This is a genomic window from Nocardia sp. NBC_00416 (assembly GCF_036032445.1).
Taxonomy (GTDB): Bacteria; Actinomycetota; Actinomycetes; order Mycobacteriales; family Mycobacteriaceae; genus Nocardia.
The window spans coordinates 380,533-398,456 of the sequence record NZ_CP107932.1 but is presented as its reverse complement, the minus strand read 5'-3'; the positions used below and the strand labels follow the sequence as shown (position 1 = coordinate 398,456).

The window sequence follows — 17,924 nt, the reverse complement described above, 5'->3', positions numbered from 1 at the left end:
CGAAAGTGAACTGTGCCCGACACCAGCACTCCCGCAATCCACCTCGGTCCGGAATACGACCCTGCCCTCGCGCGGGGAATCGAGGGTGGCGGCGGTCGACTCGTACCGCTCGACGACGCCGAGGCGGTGGTGTGGTCGGGCGGACCGGATGCGTTCCCCGACCGGCTACCGGACACGGTGCGGTGGGTGCAGTTGCCCAGCGCGGGTATCGAACGCTGGATGGCCGCGGGGATCGTCGATCACGACCGCGTCTGGACCTCGGCGGCGGGCGCCTACGCGCCGAGTGTCGCCGAACACGCGGTGACGCTGCTGCTGGCGGGGGTGCGGGGGCTGGGCGAGCAGGTGCGCGCCACCTCGTGGCGGAAAGCGGAGTTCGACGCGCGGGTGGGCACGCTGCGCGGGGCGACGGTCGCGATCATCGGCGCCGGCGGGATCGGGCGGGCGATGATTCCGCTGCTGGGCGCGTTCGGCGCGGACGTTCTGGCGGTCACCCGCTCGGGGACATCGGTGCCGGGGGCCGTCGAAACGGTGGCGGCGAGCAGGACCGGCGAAATCTGGTCGCGCGCGGATCATTTCGTCATCGCGGCGCCGGCGACGGCGGAAACCGCGCACCTGGTGGACGCGGAGGTGATGGCCCGGATGAAACCGACGGCGTGGATCGTGAACATCGCACGCGGATCGCTGATCGATACCGATGCGCTGGTGCGGGCGCTGGGCGACGGGACCATCGGGGGTGCGGCGCTGGATGTCACCGACCCGGAACCCCTGCCGGCCGGACACCCGCTGTGGACGCTGCCCAACGCCATCGTCACGCCGCATCTGGCGAATCCGTCGACCGGCCTGCGCACCCTGCTCGCCGACCATGTGCGCGCCAATGTCGAGCGGTTCGCGGCCGGGGAACCGCTGCTGGCGGTCATCGGTCTCGAACGGGGGTACTGACCGAAATATCCGGGCGACGCGGGCTCGGAGTATCCGAGTCGGGCAGGCGGGAACGCGCATCGCTGACACAGATGCCTGTTCCGCTTCCTGCGTCGACGCCCCGGGAGAAGGACCCGGCGAGCGCTCTCCTCGATTCATCGGCACTGCGAATGCCGCCCCGGGCACACCTCGAAGGTGATACCGGGGCAAAACTCTGCGCGCGCCCGAGTACACACCGATATAGCCTCGGCATATGGCATCCGATCCGATCGAGGACCTCGAGCGCGCGTCCGCGGCGGTCCTCGACCTCATCGCGGCTGTCCGCCCGGACCAGTGGGCGGCGCCGACACCGTGCACCGACTGGTCGGTGCGGGATCTGGTCGATCATCTCGTCGGTTCGAACCTCATGTTCCTGGCCATATTCGGCGAGACCCCGATGCCCGAACACGGCACCGATATCCTCGGTGCGGATCCGGTCGCCGCCTACGCGGCCTCCGCGACGGCGCTGGAAGCCGCTTTCGCCCGTCCCGGCATTCTGGACGAGGTCTATCAGGGCCCGCTGGGCGACGCGACCGGCGCCGACCGGTTGCAGTTCCGGCTCACCGACCTGCTCGCCCACGGATGGGACCTTTCCCGGGCCCTCGGCATTGCGGCCCGGCTTCCCGAGGACCTCGCCGAGACGGCATTGGTCTTCTCCCGCAGGCAACTACCGGATGGGTCCCGCCCCGGACGCTTCGCCGAAGCGCAGCCCGTTCCGGAGAACGCCACCGCCGTCGAACGACTCGTGGCGTTCCTCGGCCGCCCGGTCAGCCCTCCGTGGTCCGTCCCTGAAGGAGTACGCAATGGCAGGTAACGACAGCGTCAGAATTCCCCGCTGGCTCAAACCGGTGAACCGCGCAATGGTCGCCGTCAGCCGGGTCGGGGTTCCCCTGCCCATGGCGCTGCTCACCGCGCCGGGCCGCAAATCGGGGAAAGCACGAACCACACCGGTGACACCGTTCGAGTACAACGGCGTCGAATACGTGCTGGGCGGCATTCCCGGTGCGGACTGGGTGAAGAACGTGCAGGCCGCGGACACCGCCGAACTGAAGACCGGACGACAAGAGCGAACAGTGCGCCTGGTGGAGATCCCGGCGCAGGAGAGCGAACCGGTGCTGCGGGAATTCCCGCGGCTCGTGCCCACCGGTGTACCGGTCATGATCAAGTCCGGCGTGGTGACCAGCGATGATCCCGACGAGTTCGCCGCATTGGCCGGTCGGTGCGTGCTGTTCCGGATCGACGACGCCTGACGCCACCCGCACCAGGGCAGGACGGCTCTATTGCCGGTCTCTGCGACGACGGTCTCTGCGACGACGGCCGGGTAGCCGCGGACCGCTCAGATCTCGAGGACTTCGTCCACCGGTCGGCGTGGGGTGTCGGCGAGCGGCGCGGCACTGTACGGACTCCAGCCGACCCGGACCAACGCCTGCGGATACGCGCAGTCGTGCAACAGGCCGATGCGGATCGCCTGCCGGGAACGCGCCATCCCGAGGGGCTCTGTCTGCAGGCTGGTGGCCAGGCCGAGTCCTGTCGCGGTCAGCAGGAGGGCGCTGGTCGCCTCCCCGGCGCGCAGTTGCGCCCGCCGGTCGTCGCGGGTGGTGCCGACGACGAGCCACTGGGCGGCGTCGGGCTGATCCGCCGGGTCGAGCAGGGCAGGTTCGGCGAAGGTCCGGACCGGGATTTCACCGGCGGGACGTGCGCCCGGCGCGTTGCGCGAAGGGACGCCGTCGGTGATCCGGTTGCTTCCACTCCAGGTGGCGAGTTCGTCCTGATACCGGCGGTCGGTGGCGTGCACCGCGACGGCGCGCCGCATCGGTGTGGCGAGGCGCGGCAGCAGGGTGTCGGGAACCTGCCGAACGGCCGCGCCCCGGGCCGAGACCTGCGCGGCGAGGGAGCGGAGATGGCGGGCGGGGACGGGCCGCGGGATGTAGTGGCGTCGGTCGGTGCGCCGCAGCATGATGGCAGCGGCCAGGTCGATCTGGACGTCGGTGGGTTGCTGTCGGGCGGTGCGGATGGTGGCGAGATGGTCGGGGTCGGCGGGGTCCGGGCAGTAGTCGACCGTCGAAGCCCAGCCGAGGGCGGCCAGCGCGGCGCGCATGTGGTGCAGCGCGGCGCCGCAGCTGACGATGAGCGACCGCTTGTACGGGTCGGTGACCGTCAGCTGCCTGCCGGTATCGGCGAAGAGCTGGATTCCGGTGCGCGTCGAACGCCAGCGCCAGGGTTGGGTGTTGTGGACCGACGGCGCTCGGACCGCCAGTCCGAGGGCGATATCGGTGACCTCACGATCCGGGATCGTGCGGGGCATAGCTGTAGGGTCCTTCCGATTGCGGGCGATGTCGAGATTTTCCGGCTGTGATCGGCCGGCCGCGCCGATACGGCGCTGTCGCCACCACTGCGCCATCGGCTCCGGTGCCGGGCGCCCGCGGTGGTCGAGTTGCTGGCACCGAGGGTAGACATTTCGCCGGGCCGTGACCTGCACATTCGGATATTCTTCTGGTCGGCGCCCGTCGTCCCCGGTGTGCACGGGACGCCAATCATGCACCGGCGGTGCCGATCCTGCTGCACCCGGGGCGTGGTGTGATATCAGCCATAGTGACGGTGACCTCCGGGCTCCGTGACCCGACGTATATCTTCCGCTGCGGCCCCGGTCGGCGACACGCGCGACCTCGCGCTGTTTCCCACACCGAATGCGGGGTAGATCGCCAGTACTCTGGACTACCGCCCCCTGGTGACCAGCAGTGACAGATGCGATACACCGAGGAAAGGGATGCACACCATGCTGCTACGCCGGCTTGCCCGCCCCCTACTGGCGAGTGCGTTCGTCGTCAACGGAGTCGAAACCCTGATGCATCCGGAATCCCGGGTGAAGGAGGCGTCGACCCTGGTCCACAAGGGGCAGGAGTCGCTGCCGTCCGATCTCGCGGCCAACCTGCCCTCCGATCCCAGCACCCTGGTCCGGGTCACCGCGGCTGTGCAGATCGCGGGCGGCGCGCTGCTGGCGCTGGGTAAAGCGCCGCGACCGGCGGCCCTGGCACTGGCCGCGACGGTCGTGCCCGCGACGGTCACCGAACAGAACTTCTGGGCCGAGAACGACCCCGAGCGCAGGGCCGCGAAACGGACCGCCTTCCTGAAGGACGTCAGCCTGCTGGGCGGACTCATGATCGCCGCCTCGGATACCGCGGGCAAACCGTCGCTGGGCTGGCGAGGCAAGCGCGCCGCGCGCCGGGCCGCCGCGACGGTCGGCGGCGCGCTCCCGACCGGTGGTTCCGGCCGGAGTGGCAGCAGCGAGGCGGTTCGCCAGCAGTTGCAGCAGGCGGCGGGGCGCGGCCGGGAGCTGGCCGGATCCGCGGCGAGCCGGGGCGCGGAACTCGCCGAGACGGCCCAGGAGCGCGGTCCGGTGTGGGCAGATACGGCGAAGCACCGGGGCGCCGAGTTCGCCGGCATCGCGAAGCACCGGGGCGCCGAGCTGGCGGACTACACCAAGAGCCGCGGCAGCGAACTGGCCGAAACCGCCCAGCACCGGGGCCCCGTGTGGGCCGGAGCGGCGAAGCACCGGGCCGCCGAACTCGCCGACTACACCAAACACCGCGGCAGCGAACTCGCCGAAACCGCCCAGCACCGGGGCCCCGAACTGGCCGGAGCGGCGAAGCACCGGGCCGCCGAACTCGCCGACTACACCAAACACCGCGGCAGCGAACTCTCCACCGCGGCGAAGGAACAGCGCGTTCAACTCGCGAAGGCCTACCAGGAGGCGCAGAAGTCCGCACAGAAGTCGGCGAAGGCGGCGAAGAAGTCCGCGAAGAAGTCCGCGAAATCCGCACAGAAGTCCGCCAAATCCCGCTGGTGATCGTCGTCGCGCATGCTGCCCGGGCATTAGATGCCCGGGCAGCGTCGCGTCACATGCCCGGGAATTCCAGGATCGGCGCTGGATAATCCGCGCCGCCCGCCCGCCACGGGCGATGGATTCCCCGGCCGTCGATCCCGGCGAGTTCGGGCACCCAGCGGCGTACATAGTCGCCGTCCGGGTCGTAGCGGTCGGCTTGGCGAAGCGGGTTCAGCACTCGATTCGGGCGGGTGTCGTTGCCGGTCCCCGCGACCCATTGCCAGTTGAGCTGGTTGTTCGCCAGATCCGCGTCGACCAGCCAGTACGAGAAGTGTCGTGCCCCGGTCCGCCAGTCCACCCGCAGCGATTTGGTGAGGAAGCTCGCGGTGATCAGCCGGGCACGATTGTGCATCCACCCCTGCTCGCGCAGCTGCCGCATGCCGGCGTCCACGATCGGGAGCCCGGTCCGCCCCTCGCACCATGCCGCGACACCGTCGGGATCGGTACGCCAGCGGATCCCACGATCGCGATAGTCCGCCCACGCCGCGTCGGGCCGGGCGGCCAGGACCTGGTGGTGGAAGTCGCGCCACGCCAGCTGCCGGACGAACGCCGCACCGCCCTCGCTGGAATCACCGGCCCGGTGCACCACTTCCGTCGGTGACAGACACCCGAAATGGAGATACGGCGAGAGCCGGGACGTGGCGTCGGCGGCCAGATCGTCACCGGCGGTCGCATACTCGGCGGCGGCGTGGGAAAGCCAGTCCCGCAGGACTTTCCGGGCCGTGGTCTCGCCGCCGACGGACAAAGCGGGTGAGGGGTCTCCGGTGCCGAGTGCCGCCGGCTTCGGCAGCGACCCGAACGGTATCTCCGGCACGTCGAGATGCCGGGGCGCGCGCAGCGGTGTCCGCCGCCGCGCATCGGTCCAGCGACGGAAGTAGGGCGTGAACACGGCGAAGTGATCGCGACCCGACGGCAGCAGTTCACCCGGCTCCACGACCGTCAGCGACGCGCCGTGTACCCGCAGTGCGCGTCCGTCACGGGCCAGGCGTGCACGCAACCGCCCCTCTCGCTCGCGGCTGTAGGCGCTGACGTCGGCGGCGATGTGCACGACGGCCGCGTCGGCCGCCGCCGCCACCTGCGCCACCTGTTCGGCGACGTCACCGGTGCGCACGATGAGACGCCCGCCGATCTCGCGTAGCTCGTCGTCGAGTTCGCGGAGGGCGGCCGCCAGGAAGTGCGCGCGGTTGGGCGGGCACGGACGTCGCGACAGGATGGCGTCGTCGAGCACGAAGAGCGGGGCCACCGTCGCGGCTTCCCGGTGTGCGGCGGTGAGCACCGGGTTGTCCCGCACCCGCAGATCGCGGGTGAAGAGGGCGACCGCCACCTCGGTCACGTGAACCAGACCAGACAGAACGTATGGCCCACCGGGTCCGTGTAAACCCGGAATGCCTCTTCCGCGTGGACGAAGGCGGCGCCCAGCGCCAGTACGGCAGGTTCGGCGACCTCCACATCGCGCACCAGCACGTCCAGATGGATCTGCTGCGAGCCGGCCGGATCCGGGAACCGGGGCGGCCGGTATTGCGGTGACAGCTGGAACGCGAGTCGCCGGCCCTGTGGATCCACCATCGCCACCCAGGTGTCGTCGCTCTCCTCGCGCAACACTTCGCCGCCGAGCAATCCGAGGTAGAACTCGGAGAGCTGCCACGGATCCGGGCAGTCCAGCACGACTGTCCGCAAACCTTCTACCCCGTCGGCCACCATGATCGGCCTCCTTCCGAACGTGACAACGGTGATCGCGTACCCGGCCGGACGCCGTGGGAAACCCGAACGTGGGGCGCGGTGCCGCCGAGTGTAGGTCAGCGTCGGTGGTTCGCCGGGGCGGCGCGTCAGCGCGTCGGCGACGGCACTTCTTCGTAGACCTGCCCCACCTCGCCGGCGAGCAGCCGGTCGGTCATCTCCTGTTTCAGGACGGTCAGCCGCGCGTTGTCGGCGGCACTGCGGTCGCGGCGGGCGCCGAGCGCGATGAATTCGTCGGTGACGAAACCCGCGTCCCGCAGTTGCAGCACTACCCCGCGACCGCGGTAGGTGAATTCCCAGACGTACCGGGCGAGGGTGGCGCCGCGGGCGGTCGCCGCGAGTGCGGGTTCGACGACGAAACGCTCACCGGTGACCGCGCGCAGCGCCATTTCCACCGCGTCCCGGCCGCCCGGCCCGGGAAAGGCGGTGCGGACTGTGACCTCCCGGCGTTCGATATCGCCGAGTACCGCGACGGCGTGGCGCATCGCGCAGTACGCGTGCGCGACACCGCCGGGGAACTCCGTGCCGTGGTACTTCATCAGATCGGTGAACGAGATGTCGATCGGCACGCCCGATTCGAGGACTGTCAGCATGTCTTCCCTTTGTTCCTGGTGGCCCAGTACAGCGCGGAGTAGAGCAGTTGCGTTGCGCCGGGCATGAATCCGGATCCGTGGTGGTACACGGGATCCATCGTGGTCACGAGCAGTCGTCCGGCCGTGGACGTCTCGTCGATGTAGAGGATCGAACCGTCGCGGGCGCCGTCCTCGGTGTGCAGGTCGACCAGGCTCACCGCGCCGTCGGGCGGGTCCAGCACGCCGTGGTAGTGCCAGATCACCGCGCGCTCGGCGAAGAACTCCCAGGCGGGGTGGCCGGGTGCGCGGGTCCGCAGCCGGTGGTCTGCACCGGTGCGCCACCACCAGAACACTGTGGGACGGCTTTCTTCCCTGACTCCGGGCAGCCACTGTCCGACGGAATTCTCGCCGAAGACGAGGACGGTCGCCCCGTGATCCAGGGCGGCCGGGATCGCGCCTGTCCAGCGTCGCAGCAGGTCCGGGCGCAGCCGATCGGCGACCACGATCACCTCGGCCCCGGCCAGATCGTCGAGTGCGCCCGTGCGCACATGCACCGGACGGATCCGGTAGGGCGCGAGCGCGGGGTCGGCGAGGGTGGCCAGCTGGGCGTGGCTGCCGCCGTGCAGGAAGACGACGGCCGACGCGGGCCGACCGGGGTCAGTCATCGTGTCCCTCCAGCCACCGCAGGAGTTGCGGGCGCAGCCGGGCGGTACCGCGGTCGGCGCCGGCGAACTGCAGCAGGTCGTTGCCGCCGTGCACCAGTACGCGACCCGTGCCCAACGGGTAGTCGTAGTCGATCGGGGCGTGGGTGCGGCCGATCGTATGGACTATCCGCGCGTATTCGGGCAGGTCGGGGTAGCAGCCGCGACCGTAGAAACCGGCGACGCCGATCCGTTCCAGTTCCGCGAACGGGACGGGGCCGCGGGTTCCGGTGTTGTACAGGAACGACTTCGGATCGGTGCCTGCCCAGACGGGGTGTTCGGTGACCCGCGTCAACGCGAGATCGCGGGGATTGCGGAACTCGAGTTTGCGCCAGGTGGTCAGTCCGTCCAGGAAAACGCGCTGGACGTGGCCGTTGACCACGATCCGCCCGCCGCGGGCGACGAATGTGTCCAACAGCGGCCGCTGTTCGAGCAGGAATTCCTGGTCGGCGTCATCGGTCAGATAGATACCGGTGGTAGCGGTGTCGCACTCCCCCGGGAGGTCGTAGACGTCGACCTCCCGGAAGCCGTCGACCAGCTCCCCTGCGCTCCGGGCCATCACGGCTTTCACCACCGTCATCCGATCCCCCGTCCGAAATCGGGTACGGTCAGCCGCCTGATCGCACTCGGCGTCTCGATATCGGCCGTCACGATCGGGACGCCGTACATCTCGGACAGCAGTGCGCCCGTGAGCAATTCGCGGGTCGAACCGGACCGCTGGTCGTCCGGGCCCACCATCAGCATCGACCGTTCGGCCACGTGCAGGGCGTGGTCGGGATGATGGGTCGTCATCACGACCGCCATCCCCTCGTCCGCCAACGCCCGCAGCACGGTCAGGACCCGAGCCTGATTACGGAGGTCCAAGGCGGCCGCGGGTTCGTCGAGCACGATCGTGTCGCATTCGGAGACGAGTGCCCGGGCGATGAGCACCAGTTGCCGTTCTCCGCCGCTGAGCCCGGTGTAGTCCCGGTCGGCGAGATGCACGACGCCCACCCGGCGCAGCGCTTCGCGGGCGGCGGCGCGGTCGTGGACGGTCGGGGTGCTGTAGATCTTCACCGTCCGCGCCCGGCCCATGAGCACGATATCGAGGACCGAGAACGAGAACACCACCGAATGACTCTGCGGCACATAGCCCACCCGGCCGCTGACCTCGACCGCGCCGGAAACCGGCCGGGCGATCCCGGCCAGGCATTTCAGCATGGTGGTCTTGCCCCGGGCGTTCGGGCCGAGGACGGCGAGCACCTCCCCCGCCGCGGCGCGTACCGATACATCACGAAAGATCCACGGCCCCTTGGCCGAGTAGCGGAACGACAGTGATCGGGCCTCAAGCATCGGCACCCCACAGGCGGGAACGGTTGCGGATCAGCAGTACCACGAAGAACGGGGCCCCGATGATCGCGGTGAGGATCCCGATCGGGATCTCGGCGGTGCTCAGGGTGCGCGAGAGCGTATCGATCGCGGTCAGATAGGTGGCGCCGAGCAGCGCGCTGACCGGCAGGACGATCCGGTTGTCCGTACCGACCATCATGCGCACCAGATGCGGGACGACCAACCCGACCCAACCGATGACACCGGCCACCGAGACCGAACCCGCGGTGATCATGGCGACGCACAACAGCAGGAAGTTGCGCAGCCGCCGGGGTTTCAGCCCGAGCGCGGTGGCGTCCTCGTCGCCCATGGCGAGGATGTTCAGCCGCCAGCGCAGGGCGAGCACGGCCAGCCCGGCCACCACGATGGGTATCGCGGCGGTCAGCACCTTGGTGTAACTCGCGGTGGCCAGCGAACCCATGAGCCAGAAGACGATCGAGGGGAGTTCGCTGTAGGGGTCGGCGATGTAGGTGATGAACGAGACCATCGCCTGGAACATCGCACCGACCACCGTGCCGCCGAGGATGATCATCAGCAGCGGCGCCCCGGGGACCGCCCGGGCGATCGTGACCACGAGGACCAAGGCGACGACGCCGCCGAGGAAAGCACCGCCCACCAGTGCGGCCCCGCCGAAGCCGGCGAGCAGGATCAGCACACCGCCGAAGGAAGCGCCCGAGGACACACCCAGCACCTGTGCGCTGGCCAGCGGGTTCCGGAAGACGGCCTGCATCACGGCGCCGGTGAGCGCCAGACCCGCCCCCAGCAGTATCGACAGCAGCACCCGGGGCATCCGCACGTCGAGCACCACGGTGCGCTCCTGCGGGTACCAGGTCTGCTCGATCGGCAAGAACTGGCCGAGCAGGATCCGCACGATCTCGTTCGGCGGGACGCTGTAGCGGCCGACCGCCAGCGCGGCGACGGCCACGACGGCGAGCAGGACGACGAACCCCGGGACGACCAGCAGTCGGCGATCGAACCGCGCACGGCGCGGCGCCGGATCTACCGCCGCCGCGGCCGCGGCCTCGTCAACGGAGGAACTGGTCATAACCCGCGGCGTCCTTGTTCAGGTCGAAGCGCAGCACCTGGTCGATCTCCTGGTCGGAGATCCGGTAGGCGAACAGGTCGTCGAACGCGGCCCGGATATCGTCGCGCAACTGCCCGTCTCGGGCGCCGGGGTACAGGATGTGGTGCATCCACTGCCACATCAGCGGGGATTCGGCGCTGGGCACCTGCCAGCGGTAGCCGCCGAGCGGCGTTTTGTAGACACGCTTGTGCTGGACCGCGCTCACGCCGGCCAGCCGGGGGTCGGCGTAGATATCGGCGGGCGTGCTCTCGTCGAATCCGCTCAGCATGATGACCTCGGGGTTCCAGGCCAGGATCTGTTCGGGGCTCACCTGCCCGGCGTCGGAGAGGAAGTCCTTGGTGACCAGATCCGCGCCGACGAGGTCGAACTGGAATCCGTCGTAGCCCTTCGGGCTGGTGGTGCTGTAGGTGTCACCGGCGCGCGACAGGATCATGGCCCGGGGCCGGGGTGTCGTCTGCGCGGCCACGTCGGCGCGCATCTCGGACTGCTCGGTGCGCTGCCAGTCGACCAACTCCTGCCCGCGCTCGGGTTTACCCGCGATCTGCGCGAACAGCGTGATCCACTGCTCCAGATCCTCTTGCGTTCCGTATTTCAGGCCCACCACGGGAAAGCCCGCCGCCTCGATCGGCGCTGTGACGTCGGGCCCCCGGTCGCCCCACTGGACCACGACATCGGGATCGAGTTGGAGCAGGGTCTCGACATTGGGCACGAAATCGTTGCCCGCGACGACGGCGGATTCCGCCGACTGGGGGAACATGGTCGCGAACATGCCGCCCCGGTTCGCCACCAGCGTCGACTGGTTGATGCCGACGATCCGGTCGTAGCTGCGGTCGACGGCGGCGAAGATCGAGGGCGCCGGCATCACCGTGAACGCCACCTTGCCGGCCGCACCGGCCAGGTTCACGGTGTCGCCGCGCTGGTCGACGATCGACAGCGCCCCGACGCCGCCGGTGGAGTCGTCGGTCTGCGCTTCCCGGGTGGAGCATCCGGCGGTCAGCGCGAGGGCCCCGATCACGCCGGCGACCATCCATCGCCGTGGTGGGAAGCTCCGCTTCCGCCACCGTGCACGCTGCGTATTCGATGCCATGCGCATAATCGTCCTACCTCTGAATCATCCGAAATCGGATTCAGGTTAGCCTTACCTATGCAAATGGTGTGAAGCGGGGGTAACTCACTTATCGGCGCGATCGCGCAGGATCTGGGCCGTGGCTTCGTCGGCGGGGAGAAACGTCTCCAGTTGCAGTTCGGCGAGAGTGACGTCGACGGCGGTGGTGAACGACGAGATCATCGTGATCAGGCGCAGTTCGCCCGCGGCACTGCGCAGTCGCAGCGGTACCGCGAAACCCAGATGATCCGGTCCGAGTTCGGTTGGCGGCAGATAGCTTTCGAGTTCGGCGACCAGTTCGTCCACACCCGGATCCGGACTGCGGGCCGCCCGGCCCCGCAACCCTTCGGTGATATGGCGGCCCCATTCCGCGAGGTTGACCACCCGTGGGGCGAGTCCCTCCGGGTGCAGCGCCAGCCGCATGACGTTCAGCGGCGGCCGCAGCAGCGACGGCGTGGCGCCCTCGGTCAGCAACCCGAAGGCCGCGTTGGCCGCGACCAGGATGCCGTGCGGACGGACGACGACCGCGGGATAGGGCATATGCCCGTCGAGAATGCTGCGCAGCGCTCCGCGTGCCGGCGCCAGTTCGGCTGTGTCGAGTGCGGATTCGGGGAAGGCCGGAGCGTACCCCGCGGCCAGCAGCAGTCCGTTGCGATCACGCAGTGACAGACCGAGGGATTCGGCCAGTCGCACCACCATGGCCGGTCCCGGCCGGGACCGGCCCTGTTCCAGGAAGCTCAGATGCCGCTGCGTGGTACCGGCCCTGATGGCCAGATCGAGCTGACTCACCCGGCCCCGCAGCCGCCACTGTTTCAGCTGCCCGGCGAAACCGGTCCGTGTCCCTGCCATCGTCACCTGTGCAGTATCGGCGCCGGGTCCGCGCTCCCGCCATTCCCTCCAGGGAATCGCACAGCGGTGCACCGCCGGACACACTCGGTGATATGAGCAACCGTGACGAGCACGAACCGACCCGCCTCGCTGACGACTACATCGCGCTGTGGAACGAGAACGACCCGGAAACCAGGCGTAAGCGGCTGTCGGAGCTGTGGACCGAAGACGGCGTACAGGTACTGGTGAACCCGCCGCAGGGGATGCGGGACGCCCTGGCGGCCCTCGCCGTCCCGCTGCCCTCGGTCGAAATCCGGGGGCGTGCCGCCCTGGAGCGGCGGGTGAGCGCCGCCTATGACATGTTCGTCGCTTCGGGCGAACACAGATTCGCGGCGGCCGGGCCCGTCGTGCGACTGGCCGGCAATCTGTTCGGGCTCGCCTGGTCGATGGTCGCCACCGGCGACGGGTCGGTCGCGGGTGGCGGATACGACATCCTGCTCGTCGACAACGTGGGCCGGGTCCGCTGGGACCACCAGTACGTCGGCATCTCGTGATGTCCCACCGGGAACTCCCAGGTCTCCGGTGGCTGCCCGCCACCGGAGACCCGCGACCCGATTACCGCGGCTGTCCCACCAGCGGCGTACTCGGCTCGCCCGTCGAGCTGCGGGCCAATGCGCTGGGCCACCACACTTTCGGCCCGACCACGGTGAACAGGGCCGGAATGACAACCGTGCGGACCAGGAACGTATCGAGCACGATTCCGATGCCGACGATGATGCCGAGCTGAGTGAGGGTGATCAGAGGCAGTACTCCCAGGACGCAGAACACCGCGGCCAGCACGATTCCGGCGCTGGTGATCACCGCGCCTGTCGCGGAGACCGCGCGCACGATTCCGTGCACGGTGCCGTGATCGGGTGTCTCCTCGCGCGCCCGGGTCACCAGGAAGATCGTGTAATCGATACCCAGTGCCACCAGGAACAGGAACGCGAACAGCGGCACGGTGGTGTCGAGGGCCGGGAAGCCGAATACGTGCGCGGAGACCAGGCTGCCCAGCCCCAGCGCCGCGAGCGCGCTCAGCACCGTGACCCCGATCAGCAGCACCGCCGCGGGCAGCGCACGCAGGAGAACGAGCAGCACCGCGAAAACCACCAGCAGGATGAGCGGAATGACCAGCAGTTGGTCGCGGCGGGCGGCGTCGCGGGTATCGAGCGCCTGCGCGTCGCTGCCGCCCACCAGAGCCTGCGCACCGGGGATCGCGGACAGGGTCGTGCGCAGCTGTTCGATCGTGGTGAAGGCCGCCGCGGACTCCGGGGCCGCCTCGAGGGTCACCATCCACCGGTCGACACCGTGGTAGCTGCCGGCGAGGACCACCTGGGAGACACCGGCGGCGTTCTCCAGGGCGGGACGAACCTCGCCCGCGGCGCCCTGCCGAGTGAGCACGGTGGTCGGATCGGAGGCGCCCGAGGGGAAATGGGCGGCGAGGGTGTCCAGTCCGTCGACCGATTCCGCGCGCACCCGGAACTGCTCGGTCTGCGACAATCCGATATCGACACCGAGCAGACCGGCCGAGCATACGACCAGCAGCGCGATCGCACCGCCGGCGACCGCCACCGGGCGAGCCACCACCCCGGTCGCGATCCGGTGCCAGACGCCCTGCTCGGCGATATCGTCGTCGCCCGGTTCGGGCACGAAGGGCCAGAAGATCTTGCGGCCGCACAGCGCGAGCGCCGGCGGAAGCGCCACCAGTACGAACAGCACGGCAACGAGTAGCCCCGCGGCCGCCATGAGTCCGAGCGATCGGGTGTTCGGCAGCGTCGCGAGCAGCAGCGTGCACAAGGCAAGCACCACAGTGACATTGCTGGCGAGGATCGCCGGACCAGCACGGCGGACGGCCGCATGCAGGGCGCGGCGGTGGTCGCGGTGCCGATGCAGTTCGTCGCGGTACCGCGAGACGAGCAGCAGGGCGTAGTTGGTCCCGGCGCCGAAGACCAGGACGCTGGTGATCCCCGAGGTGGACCCGTCGAAGGACAGGTCGGTGACCCGGGCGAGCGCGGTGCCCGTACTGGTGGCCGTCCGGTCGGCCAGGCCGATCACCAGCAGCGGCACCAGCCAGAGCACCGGCGAGCGATAGGTGACGATCAACAGCAGCGCGACCACCAGCGCGGTCACGGCCAGCAGCGTGATATCGGCGCCGGCGAAGGAGTCGGCGATATCGGCCCCGAACGCGGGACCGCCGGTGATCTGCATGGTCAGCCCGGGTGGGACCTGCTGCGCCGCCGACTCGCGGAACCGATCGATTTCGGTGGCGAGGGCCGCACCGTTCAACTCCGACGGCACCGTCGCGCGCCCGAGCGCCGCCTTGCCGTCGGGCGAGACGACGAGGCCGGCCGCGCCGGCGGCCGAATCGGACACCGCGTCGACCGCCTGACCGGCGGCCGCCTGGTCGGAATCGGTGAGTTCCGCGCCGTCGGTCCGGCTGATCACCATGATCACTGGCGCGTCCGCGCCACCTGGGAAGTCCGCGATCATCGCCTTGACCTCGGCGGACTCCGAGTCTCCCGGCAGCGAGGTGGGCGCCTGCCCGGCGTCGTCGTTCGCACCGACACCCCCGATCACCGCGCAGGCCGCGGCGATCGCGGCGACGAGCAACAACCACGACCGACGGCCGGTGACCACAGCGGCATAGCGCTCCCACGCATTCACACCGCCGACTATTTCAGAAACTGAAATAATCGGCAATCTCGACGCCCTCGGCACCTAGACTCTTGCGAGCGAGACCAGGGAAAGGACGACGCCAGGTGACAGACGGCCCAGCGGCGGAAGCGGGCGGGGTGCGAGCACACGCCGAAAACGAGATCGCCACCGACATCCGCGCGCTCAGCGCCGTCTCCGAGCAGATCGGACACCTCTTCGCCCGGTCACATTCACTGCGCAGCACCGATTTTCGCGCGCTCATGCATATCGCCACCGCCGAAGCCGAGGGCCGGCCGCTCACCGCCGGCCAGCTACGCGAACTCATGGGACTGTCGCCGGCGGCCATCACCTACCTGGTCGAGCGGATGATCGCCTCGGGCCATATCCGCCGCGAAACCGACCCCGGCGACCGCCGACGGGTGATATTGCACTACGCCGACCGCGGGATGGCCGTGGCCGGCGACTTCTTCCTCCCGTTGGGACAACGCACCCGATCGGCGCTGGCCGACCTCCCCACCGCCGACCTCACCGCGGCCCACCGCGTGCTCTTCGCAGTCGTCTCCGCCATGCGCGATCACCATGTGGCGCTGACGCAGCAGCAATCGACCGACGAATAAGGCGGCTGCGTACCGCCGCGGAGCGCGGGCGAGACACCCGGGCGCCACGCATACCGGCGCGTATCCGGGGTAGCCCTGGGTCGACCCGATGACCAGCACGCTGATTGGCCCGGCCCCTCCCGGGTATACGGCCGGGCAGACAGGAGGTGTGTCATGCCGAAGGAATGGACCGACAAAGAAGAACGACAGTACGAGCACATCAAGGATTCGGCGCAGGACCGCGGCGTCGGCGCGAAAAGAGCGAAGGAGATCGGCGCGCGCACCGTCAACAAGAACCGCGCGCAGTCCGGCCGGTCCGAAACCGCGAGCCGTTCCTCCACGCGCGACATCTCACCTCAACGCCGGGGCGGTCTGCGTTCGGGCACCGACGGGCCCAAGGGGCGGACCCGGGACCAGCTGTACAACGAGGCGAAGAGCCGCAATATCAAGGGCCGGTCGAAGATGACCAAGAACGAGCTGGCCGAAGCGTTGGGCCGGTCCTAGCGCACCCGAGCACGGTTCACCTGCCGGGCCCCAGATCCAGACGCCGGGTCACCCGGTCGACCAGGTCGGGCGGCATACCCGGCTCCCGGCGGGCGGCCTGCGCTTCACGACGGCCCGCCTCCACCACTTCGGCCCGGATGCGTTTGACCGCGACGGTCATCCGGGCGTCCCGTTCGGCCTGCGCGCGGGCGTCCTCGTCGGCGGCCTCCGGATCGGCCCGGGCCGTCCGCCGCTGGATACTCTCCCGCAGCCGCTCATAGAGCTCTTCGGGCACATGCTCGGCGGCGGACAGCTCTTTGAGCCGGGCCATTTCGGCGTCGACGACCCGTTTCCACAGCTGCCGCTCGAGCCGGCGCTCGGCCCGGGTGTCGACGTGTACGCCGGTGAGCCGCACGATCAGCGGCAGGGTCGGTCCCTGCACCAGCAGCGTGAACAGGACGACCGCGAAGGCGGTGAACAGAATCTGGGTGCGGCCGGGGAAATCTTCGCCCGCATCGGTCACCAACGGAATGGCCAACGCCAGCGCGACCGTCGCGACTCCGCGCATTCCCGTCCACCAGGTCACCACGGTCTCCCGCCAGGTGTACGGTTCGTCGGCGTCCGCGTCGTGCCACAGTTTTCCGCGCAGCCACCAGGTCGTCATCAACCACACCAGCCGCAGGCCGACCACGACTCCCACCACCGCACCGGCCCCGCCGAGCAGCTGCGGCCAACTGTTTCCGGTGGCCGCGAGGACGGCGCTCAACTCCAGGCCGATGAGGCCGAAGGCGAAACCGCTGATCAGCAGCTCGGTGATCTCCCAGAACGAATCTCCGACCACGCGGTAGTCGGCGTCTCCGAATTCGGTGACCGCGTCGGTCAGATACAGGGCGCACACCAGGACCGACAGCACGCCGGACCCGCCCCACGACTCGGCGAGTCCGTACGCGGCGAACGGCAGCAGCAGGCTGAGGGCCACCTGCCAGCTCGCCTCGGCGAGACGCCGGGTGAGTCTGCTGCCCGCCACGCCCAGCAGCAAGCCGACCAACACCGCGACCACGGCCGATACCACGAATTCCAGCGCCGCACGCGGGGCCGAGAAAACTCCGGTGACCACCGCCTGTACCGCGACGGTGTAGACGACGATCGCGGTGACATCGTTGAACAGCCCTTCCCCGCCCAGCACCACCACCAACCGGCGCGGTAGCCCGAGCCGGCCCGCCAGCGCGGTCGCCGCGACCGGGTCGGGCGGCGCGACGATCGCACCGAGTACGAGCGCCGCCGCCACCGGCAGCCCCGGATACCAGGCATGGAACACCGCCGCGACCGCCGCCGCTGTCGCCACGACCAGTCCGACGGCACGCAGCACGATGGGTTCCCAGCTCTCCGCGAACTGCCGCCACGAGGTGCGCCGCGCCGCCGCGTACAACAGTGGCGGCAGTACCAGCGGCAGGATCAGATGCGGGGGCACCGCGATCTGCGGAACGAACGGCAGCAGGGCCAGGGCGCAACCGAACAGGGTCATCAGGACCGCGGACGCGACGCCGATCCGCCGCCCGATCGCCTCGGCGAGCACCGCGGCGAACAGGATCGCGAATGTCAGCACCAACTGGTCCATGACCGTCCAGTGTGCTGCTCCTCCGCACCGATGGCTGCGCGCAATGCCGGACGGTTACCGAATCGGCCGGTCCTCGGCCGGGCCGAATGATCGTTTGCGTCGCGCCACCGCACGCTCGGAGACCAGGACGTAGCGGCGACCCGCACGACGACCGGCTCGACGCGCCGGACCGTCGAATGAGTCGGGGAGTCCGACGGGGACGATCCGACCGGCCCGGCCGGTAAAACACCCGCAACCCGAGCGGACATATCGGGCGCGCGCACGGACCGGCCGGGTCGCACCGTGGCCGTAGGCCCGG

19 protein-coding genes are annotated in these 17,924 nt (G+C 69.6%); 7 read left to right on the top strand and 12 right to left on the bottom strand.

What is annotated here, in order from left to right; all coding sequences use genetic code 11:
• Positions 1 to 12: 12 nt before the first annotated feature.
• From OG804_RS01945 to OG804_RS01935, 3 genes are all read left to right on the top strand, one after another.
• Positions 13 to 939 (top strand): D-isomer specific 2-hydroxyacid dehydrogenase family protein, encoded by a 927-nt coding sequence (locus tag OG804_RS01945; protein WP_328393230.1) that lies wholly within the window; start codon positions 13 to 15, stop codon positions 937 to 939.
• Positions 940 to 1,171: 232 nt separating this feature from the next.
• A complete protein-coding gene (locus OG804_RS01940) occupies positions 1,172 to 1,771 on the top strand; it encodes a TIGR03086 family metal-binding protein (protein ID WP_328393228.1) in 600 nt (199 codons plus the stop codon).
• Entirely contained in the window at positions 1,761 to 2,207 is a 447-nt protein-coding gene (locus tag OG804_RS01935; RefSeq protein ID WP_328393226.1) for a nitroreductase family deazaflavin-dependent oxidoreductase, read from the top strand. Before OG804_RS01940 ends, OG804_RS01935 begins: the two co-directional genes overlap by 11 nt.
• A gap of 86 nt (positions 2,208 to 2,293) precedes the next feature.
• On the opposite strand, the gene OG804_RS01930 is transcribed toward OG804_RS01935, so the two are convergent.
• Complete coding sequence (locus tag OG804_RS01930) at positions 2,294 to 3,262, bottom strand: Acg family FMN-binding oxidoreductase (protein WP_328393224.1); 969 nt, start codon at positions 3,260 to 3,262, stop codon at positions 2,294 to 2,296.
• Between the two features lie 462 nt (positions 3,263 to 3,724).
• On the opposite strand from OG804_RS01930, the gene OG804_RS01925 reads away from it, so the two are divergent.
• Complete coding sequence (locus OG804_RS01925; RefSeq protein ID WP_328393222.1) at positions 3,725 to 4,804, top strand: DoxX family protein; 1,080 nt, start codon at positions 3,725 to 3,727, stop codon at positions 4,802 to 4,804.
• 49 nt (positions 4,805 to 4,853) lie between these two features.
• Here OG804_RS01925 and OG804_RS01920 read toward each other — a convergent pair whose 3' ends face one another.
• The 9 genes from OG804_RS01920 to OG804_RS01880 all read right to left on the bottom strand — a co-directional run bounded on the left by OG804_RS01920 (position 4,854) and on the right by OG804_RS01880 (position 12,256).
• The gene (locus OG804_RS01920) at positions 4,854 to 6,173 is read right to left on the bottom strand and encodes a cryptochrome/photolyase family protein (RefSeq protein WP_328393220.1); all 1,320 of its coding nucleotides are present in this window, start codon (positions 6,171 to 6,173) and stop codon (positions 4,854 to 4,856) included.
• Positions 6,170 to 6,541 (bottom strand): VOC family protein, encoded by a 372-nt coding sequence (locus tag OG804_RS01915; protein ID WP_328393218.1) that lies wholly within the window; start codon positions 6,539 to 6,541, stop codon positions 6,170 to 6,172. The genes OG804_RS01920 and OG804_RS01915 overlap by 4 nt, the downstream gene beginning before the upstream one ends.
• Positions 6,542 to 6,666: 125 nt before the next feature.
• The gene (locus OG804_RS01910; RefSeq protein ID WP_328393216.1) at positions 6,667 to 7,170 is read right to left on the bottom strand and encodes a hypothetical protein; all 504 of its coding nucleotides are present in this window, start codon (positions 7,168 to 7,170) and stop codon (positions 6,667 to 6,669) included.
• Entirely contained in the window at positions 7,164 to 7,814 is a 651-nt protein-coding gene (locus OG804_RS01905) for a hypothetical protein (RefSeq protein WP_328393214.1), read from the bottom strand. Before OG804_RS01905 ends, OG804_RS01910 begins: the two co-directional genes overlap by 7 nt.
• Positions 7,807 to 8,430 carry a hypothetical protein gene (locus OG804_RS01900; RefSeq protein ID WP_328393212.1) on the bottom strand — a complete coding sequence of 208 codons (624 nt, stop codon included), beginning with the start codon at positions 8,428 to 8,430 and terminating at the stop codon, positions 7,807 to 7,809. The genes OG804_RS01905 and OG804_RS01900 overlap by 8 nt, the downstream gene beginning before the upstream one ends.
• Positions 8,427 to 9,182: an ABC transporter ATP-binding protein gene (locus tag OG804_RS01895; RefSeq protein WP_328393209.1), complete on the bottom strand. Its 756-nt coding sequence runs from the start codon at positions 9,180 to 9,182 to the stop codon at positions 8,427 to 8,429. Before OG804_RS01895 ends, OG804_RS01900 begins: the two co-directional genes overlap by 4 nt.
• Complete coding sequence (locus OG804_RS01890) at positions 9,175 to 10,263, bottom strand: FecCD family ABC transporter permease (protein ID WP_328393207.1); 1,089 nt, start codon at positions 10,261 to 10,263, stop codon at positions 9,175 to 9,177. The genes OG804_RS01895 and OG804_RS01890 overlap by 8 nt, the downstream gene beginning before the upstream one ends.
• Positions 10,244 to 11,317 carry an ABC transporter substrate-binding protein gene (locus OG804_RS01885; protein ID WP_328393205.1) on the bottom strand — a complete coding sequence of 358 codons (1,074 nt, stop codon included), beginning with the start codon at positions 11,315 to 11,317 and terminating at the stop codon, positions 10,244 to 10,246. The genes OG804_RS01890 and OG804_RS01885 overlap by 20 nt, the downstream gene beginning before the upstream one ends.
• 156 nt (positions 11,318 to 11,473) lie before the next feature.
• Positions 11,474 to 12,256, bottom strand: coding sequence for a helix-turn-helix domain-containing protein (locus OG804_RS01880; protein ID WP_328393203.1), 783 nt, complete (start codon positions 12,254 to 12,256; stop codon positions 11,474 to 11,476).
• Between the two features lie 92 nt (positions 12,257 to 12,348).
• Between OG804_RS01880 and OG804_RS01875 the strand changes: the two genes are divergently transcribed.
• The gene (locus OG804_RS01875) at positions 12,349 to 12,789 is read left to right on the top strand and encodes a hypothetical protein (protein ID WP_328393201.1); all 441 of its coding nucleotides are present in this window, start codon (positions 12,349 to 12,351) and stop codon (positions 12,787 to 12,789) included.
• 61 nt (positions 12,790 to 12,850) lie between these two features.
• Here the strand turns inward: OG804_RS01875 and OG804_RS01870 are convergent, their stop codons facing one another.
• Positions 12,851 to 14,938, bottom strand: coding sequence for an MMPL family transporter (locus OG804_RS01870; RefSeq protein WP_328393199.1), 2,088 nt, complete (start codon positions 14,936 to 14,938; stop codon positions 12,851 to 12,853).
• 95 nt (positions 14,939 to 15,033) lie between these two features.
• Between OG804_RS01870 and OG804_RS01865 the strand changes: the two genes are divergently transcribed.
• Both OG804_RS01865 and OG804_RS01860 read left to right on the top strand, forming a co-directional pair.
• A complete protein-coding gene (locus OG804_RS01865) occupies positions 15,034 to 15,546 on the top strand; it encodes a MarR family winged helix-turn-helix transcriptional regulator (protein ID WP_328393197.1) in 513 nt (170 codons plus the stop codon).
• A 153-nt stretch (positions 15,547 to 15,699) separates the two neighbouring features.
• The gene (locus OG804_RS01860) at positions 15,700 to 16,029 is read left to right on the top strand and encodes a plasmid stabilization protein (RefSeq protein WP_328393195.1); all 330 of its coding nucleotides are present in this window, start codon (positions 15,700 to 15,702) and stop codon (positions 16,027 to 16,029) included.
• A gap of 16 nt (positions 16,030 to 16,045) precedes the next feature.
• Here OG804_RS01860 and OG804_RS01855 read toward each other — a convergent pair whose 3' ends face one another.
• Entirely contained in the window at positions 16,046 to 17,626 is a 1,581-nt protein-coding gene (locus OG804_RS01855) for a Na+/H+ antiporter (RefSeq protein ID WP_328393193.1), read from the bottom strand.
• Positions 17,627 to 17,924 lie beyond the last annotated feature (298 nt).

Excerpts from the sequence above, each read along its gene's own strand:
- OG804_RS01925 (WP_328393222.1), top strand. The coding sequence starts at position 3,725 with ATGCACACCATGCTGCTACGCCGGCTTGCCCGCCCCCTACTGGCGAGT.
- OG804_RS01900 (WP_328393212.1), bottom strand. The coding sequence starts at position 8,430 with ATGACGGTGGTGAAAGCCGTGATGGCCCGGAGCGCAGGGGAGCTGGTC.
- OG804_RS01905 (WP_328393214.1), bottom strand. The coding sequence starts at position 7,814 with ATGACTGACCCCGGTCGGCCCGCGTCGGCCGTCGTCTTCCTGCACGGC.
- OG804_RS01860 (WP_328393195.1), top strand. The coding sequence starts at position 15,700 with ATGCCGAAGGAATGGACCGACAAAGAAGAACGACAGTACGAGCACATC.
- OG804_RS01855 (WP_328393193.1), bottom strand. The coding sequence starts at position 17,626 with ATGGACCAGTTGGTGCTGACATTCGCGATCCTGTTCGCCGCGGTGCTC.
- OG804_RS01890 (WP_328393207.1), bottom strand. The coding sequence starts at position 10,263 with ATGACCAGTTCCTCCGTTGACGAGGCCGCGGCCGCGGCGGCGGTAGAT.
- OG804_RS01940 (WP_328393228.1), top strand. The coding sequence starts at position 1,172 with ATGGCATCCGATCCGATCGAGGACCTCGAGCGCGCGTCCGCGGCGGTC.
- OG804_RS01930 (WP_328393224.1), bottom strand. The coding sequence starts at position 3,262 with ATGCCCCGCACGATCCCGGATCGTGAGGTCACCGATATCGCCCTCGGA.
- OG804_RS01935 (WP_328393226.1), top strand. The coding sequence starts at position 1,761 with ATGGCAGGTAACGACAGCGTCAGAATTCCCCGCTGGCTCAAACCGGTG.
- OG804_RS01880 (WP_328393203.1), bottom strand. The coding sequence starts at position 12,256 with ATGGCAGGGACACGGACCGGTTTCGCCGGGCAGCTGAAACAGTGGCGG.
- OG804_RS01875 (WP_328393201.1), top strand. The coding sequence starts at position 12,349 with ATGAGCAACCGTGACGAGCACGAACCGACCCGCCTCGCTGACGACTAC.
- OG804_RS01915 (WP_328393218.1), bottom strand. The coding sequence starts at position 6,541 with ATGGTGGCCGACGGGGTAGAAGGTTTGCGGACAGTCGTGCTGGACTGC.
- OG804_RS01895 (WP_328393209.1), bottom strand. The coding sequence starts at position 9,182 with ATGCTTGAGGCCCGATCACTGTCGTTCCGCTACTCGGCCAAGGGGCCG.
- OG804_RS01910 (WP_328393216.1), bottom strand. The coding sequence starts at position 7,170 with ATGCTGACAGTCCTCGAATCGGGCGTGCCGATCGACATCTCGTTCACC.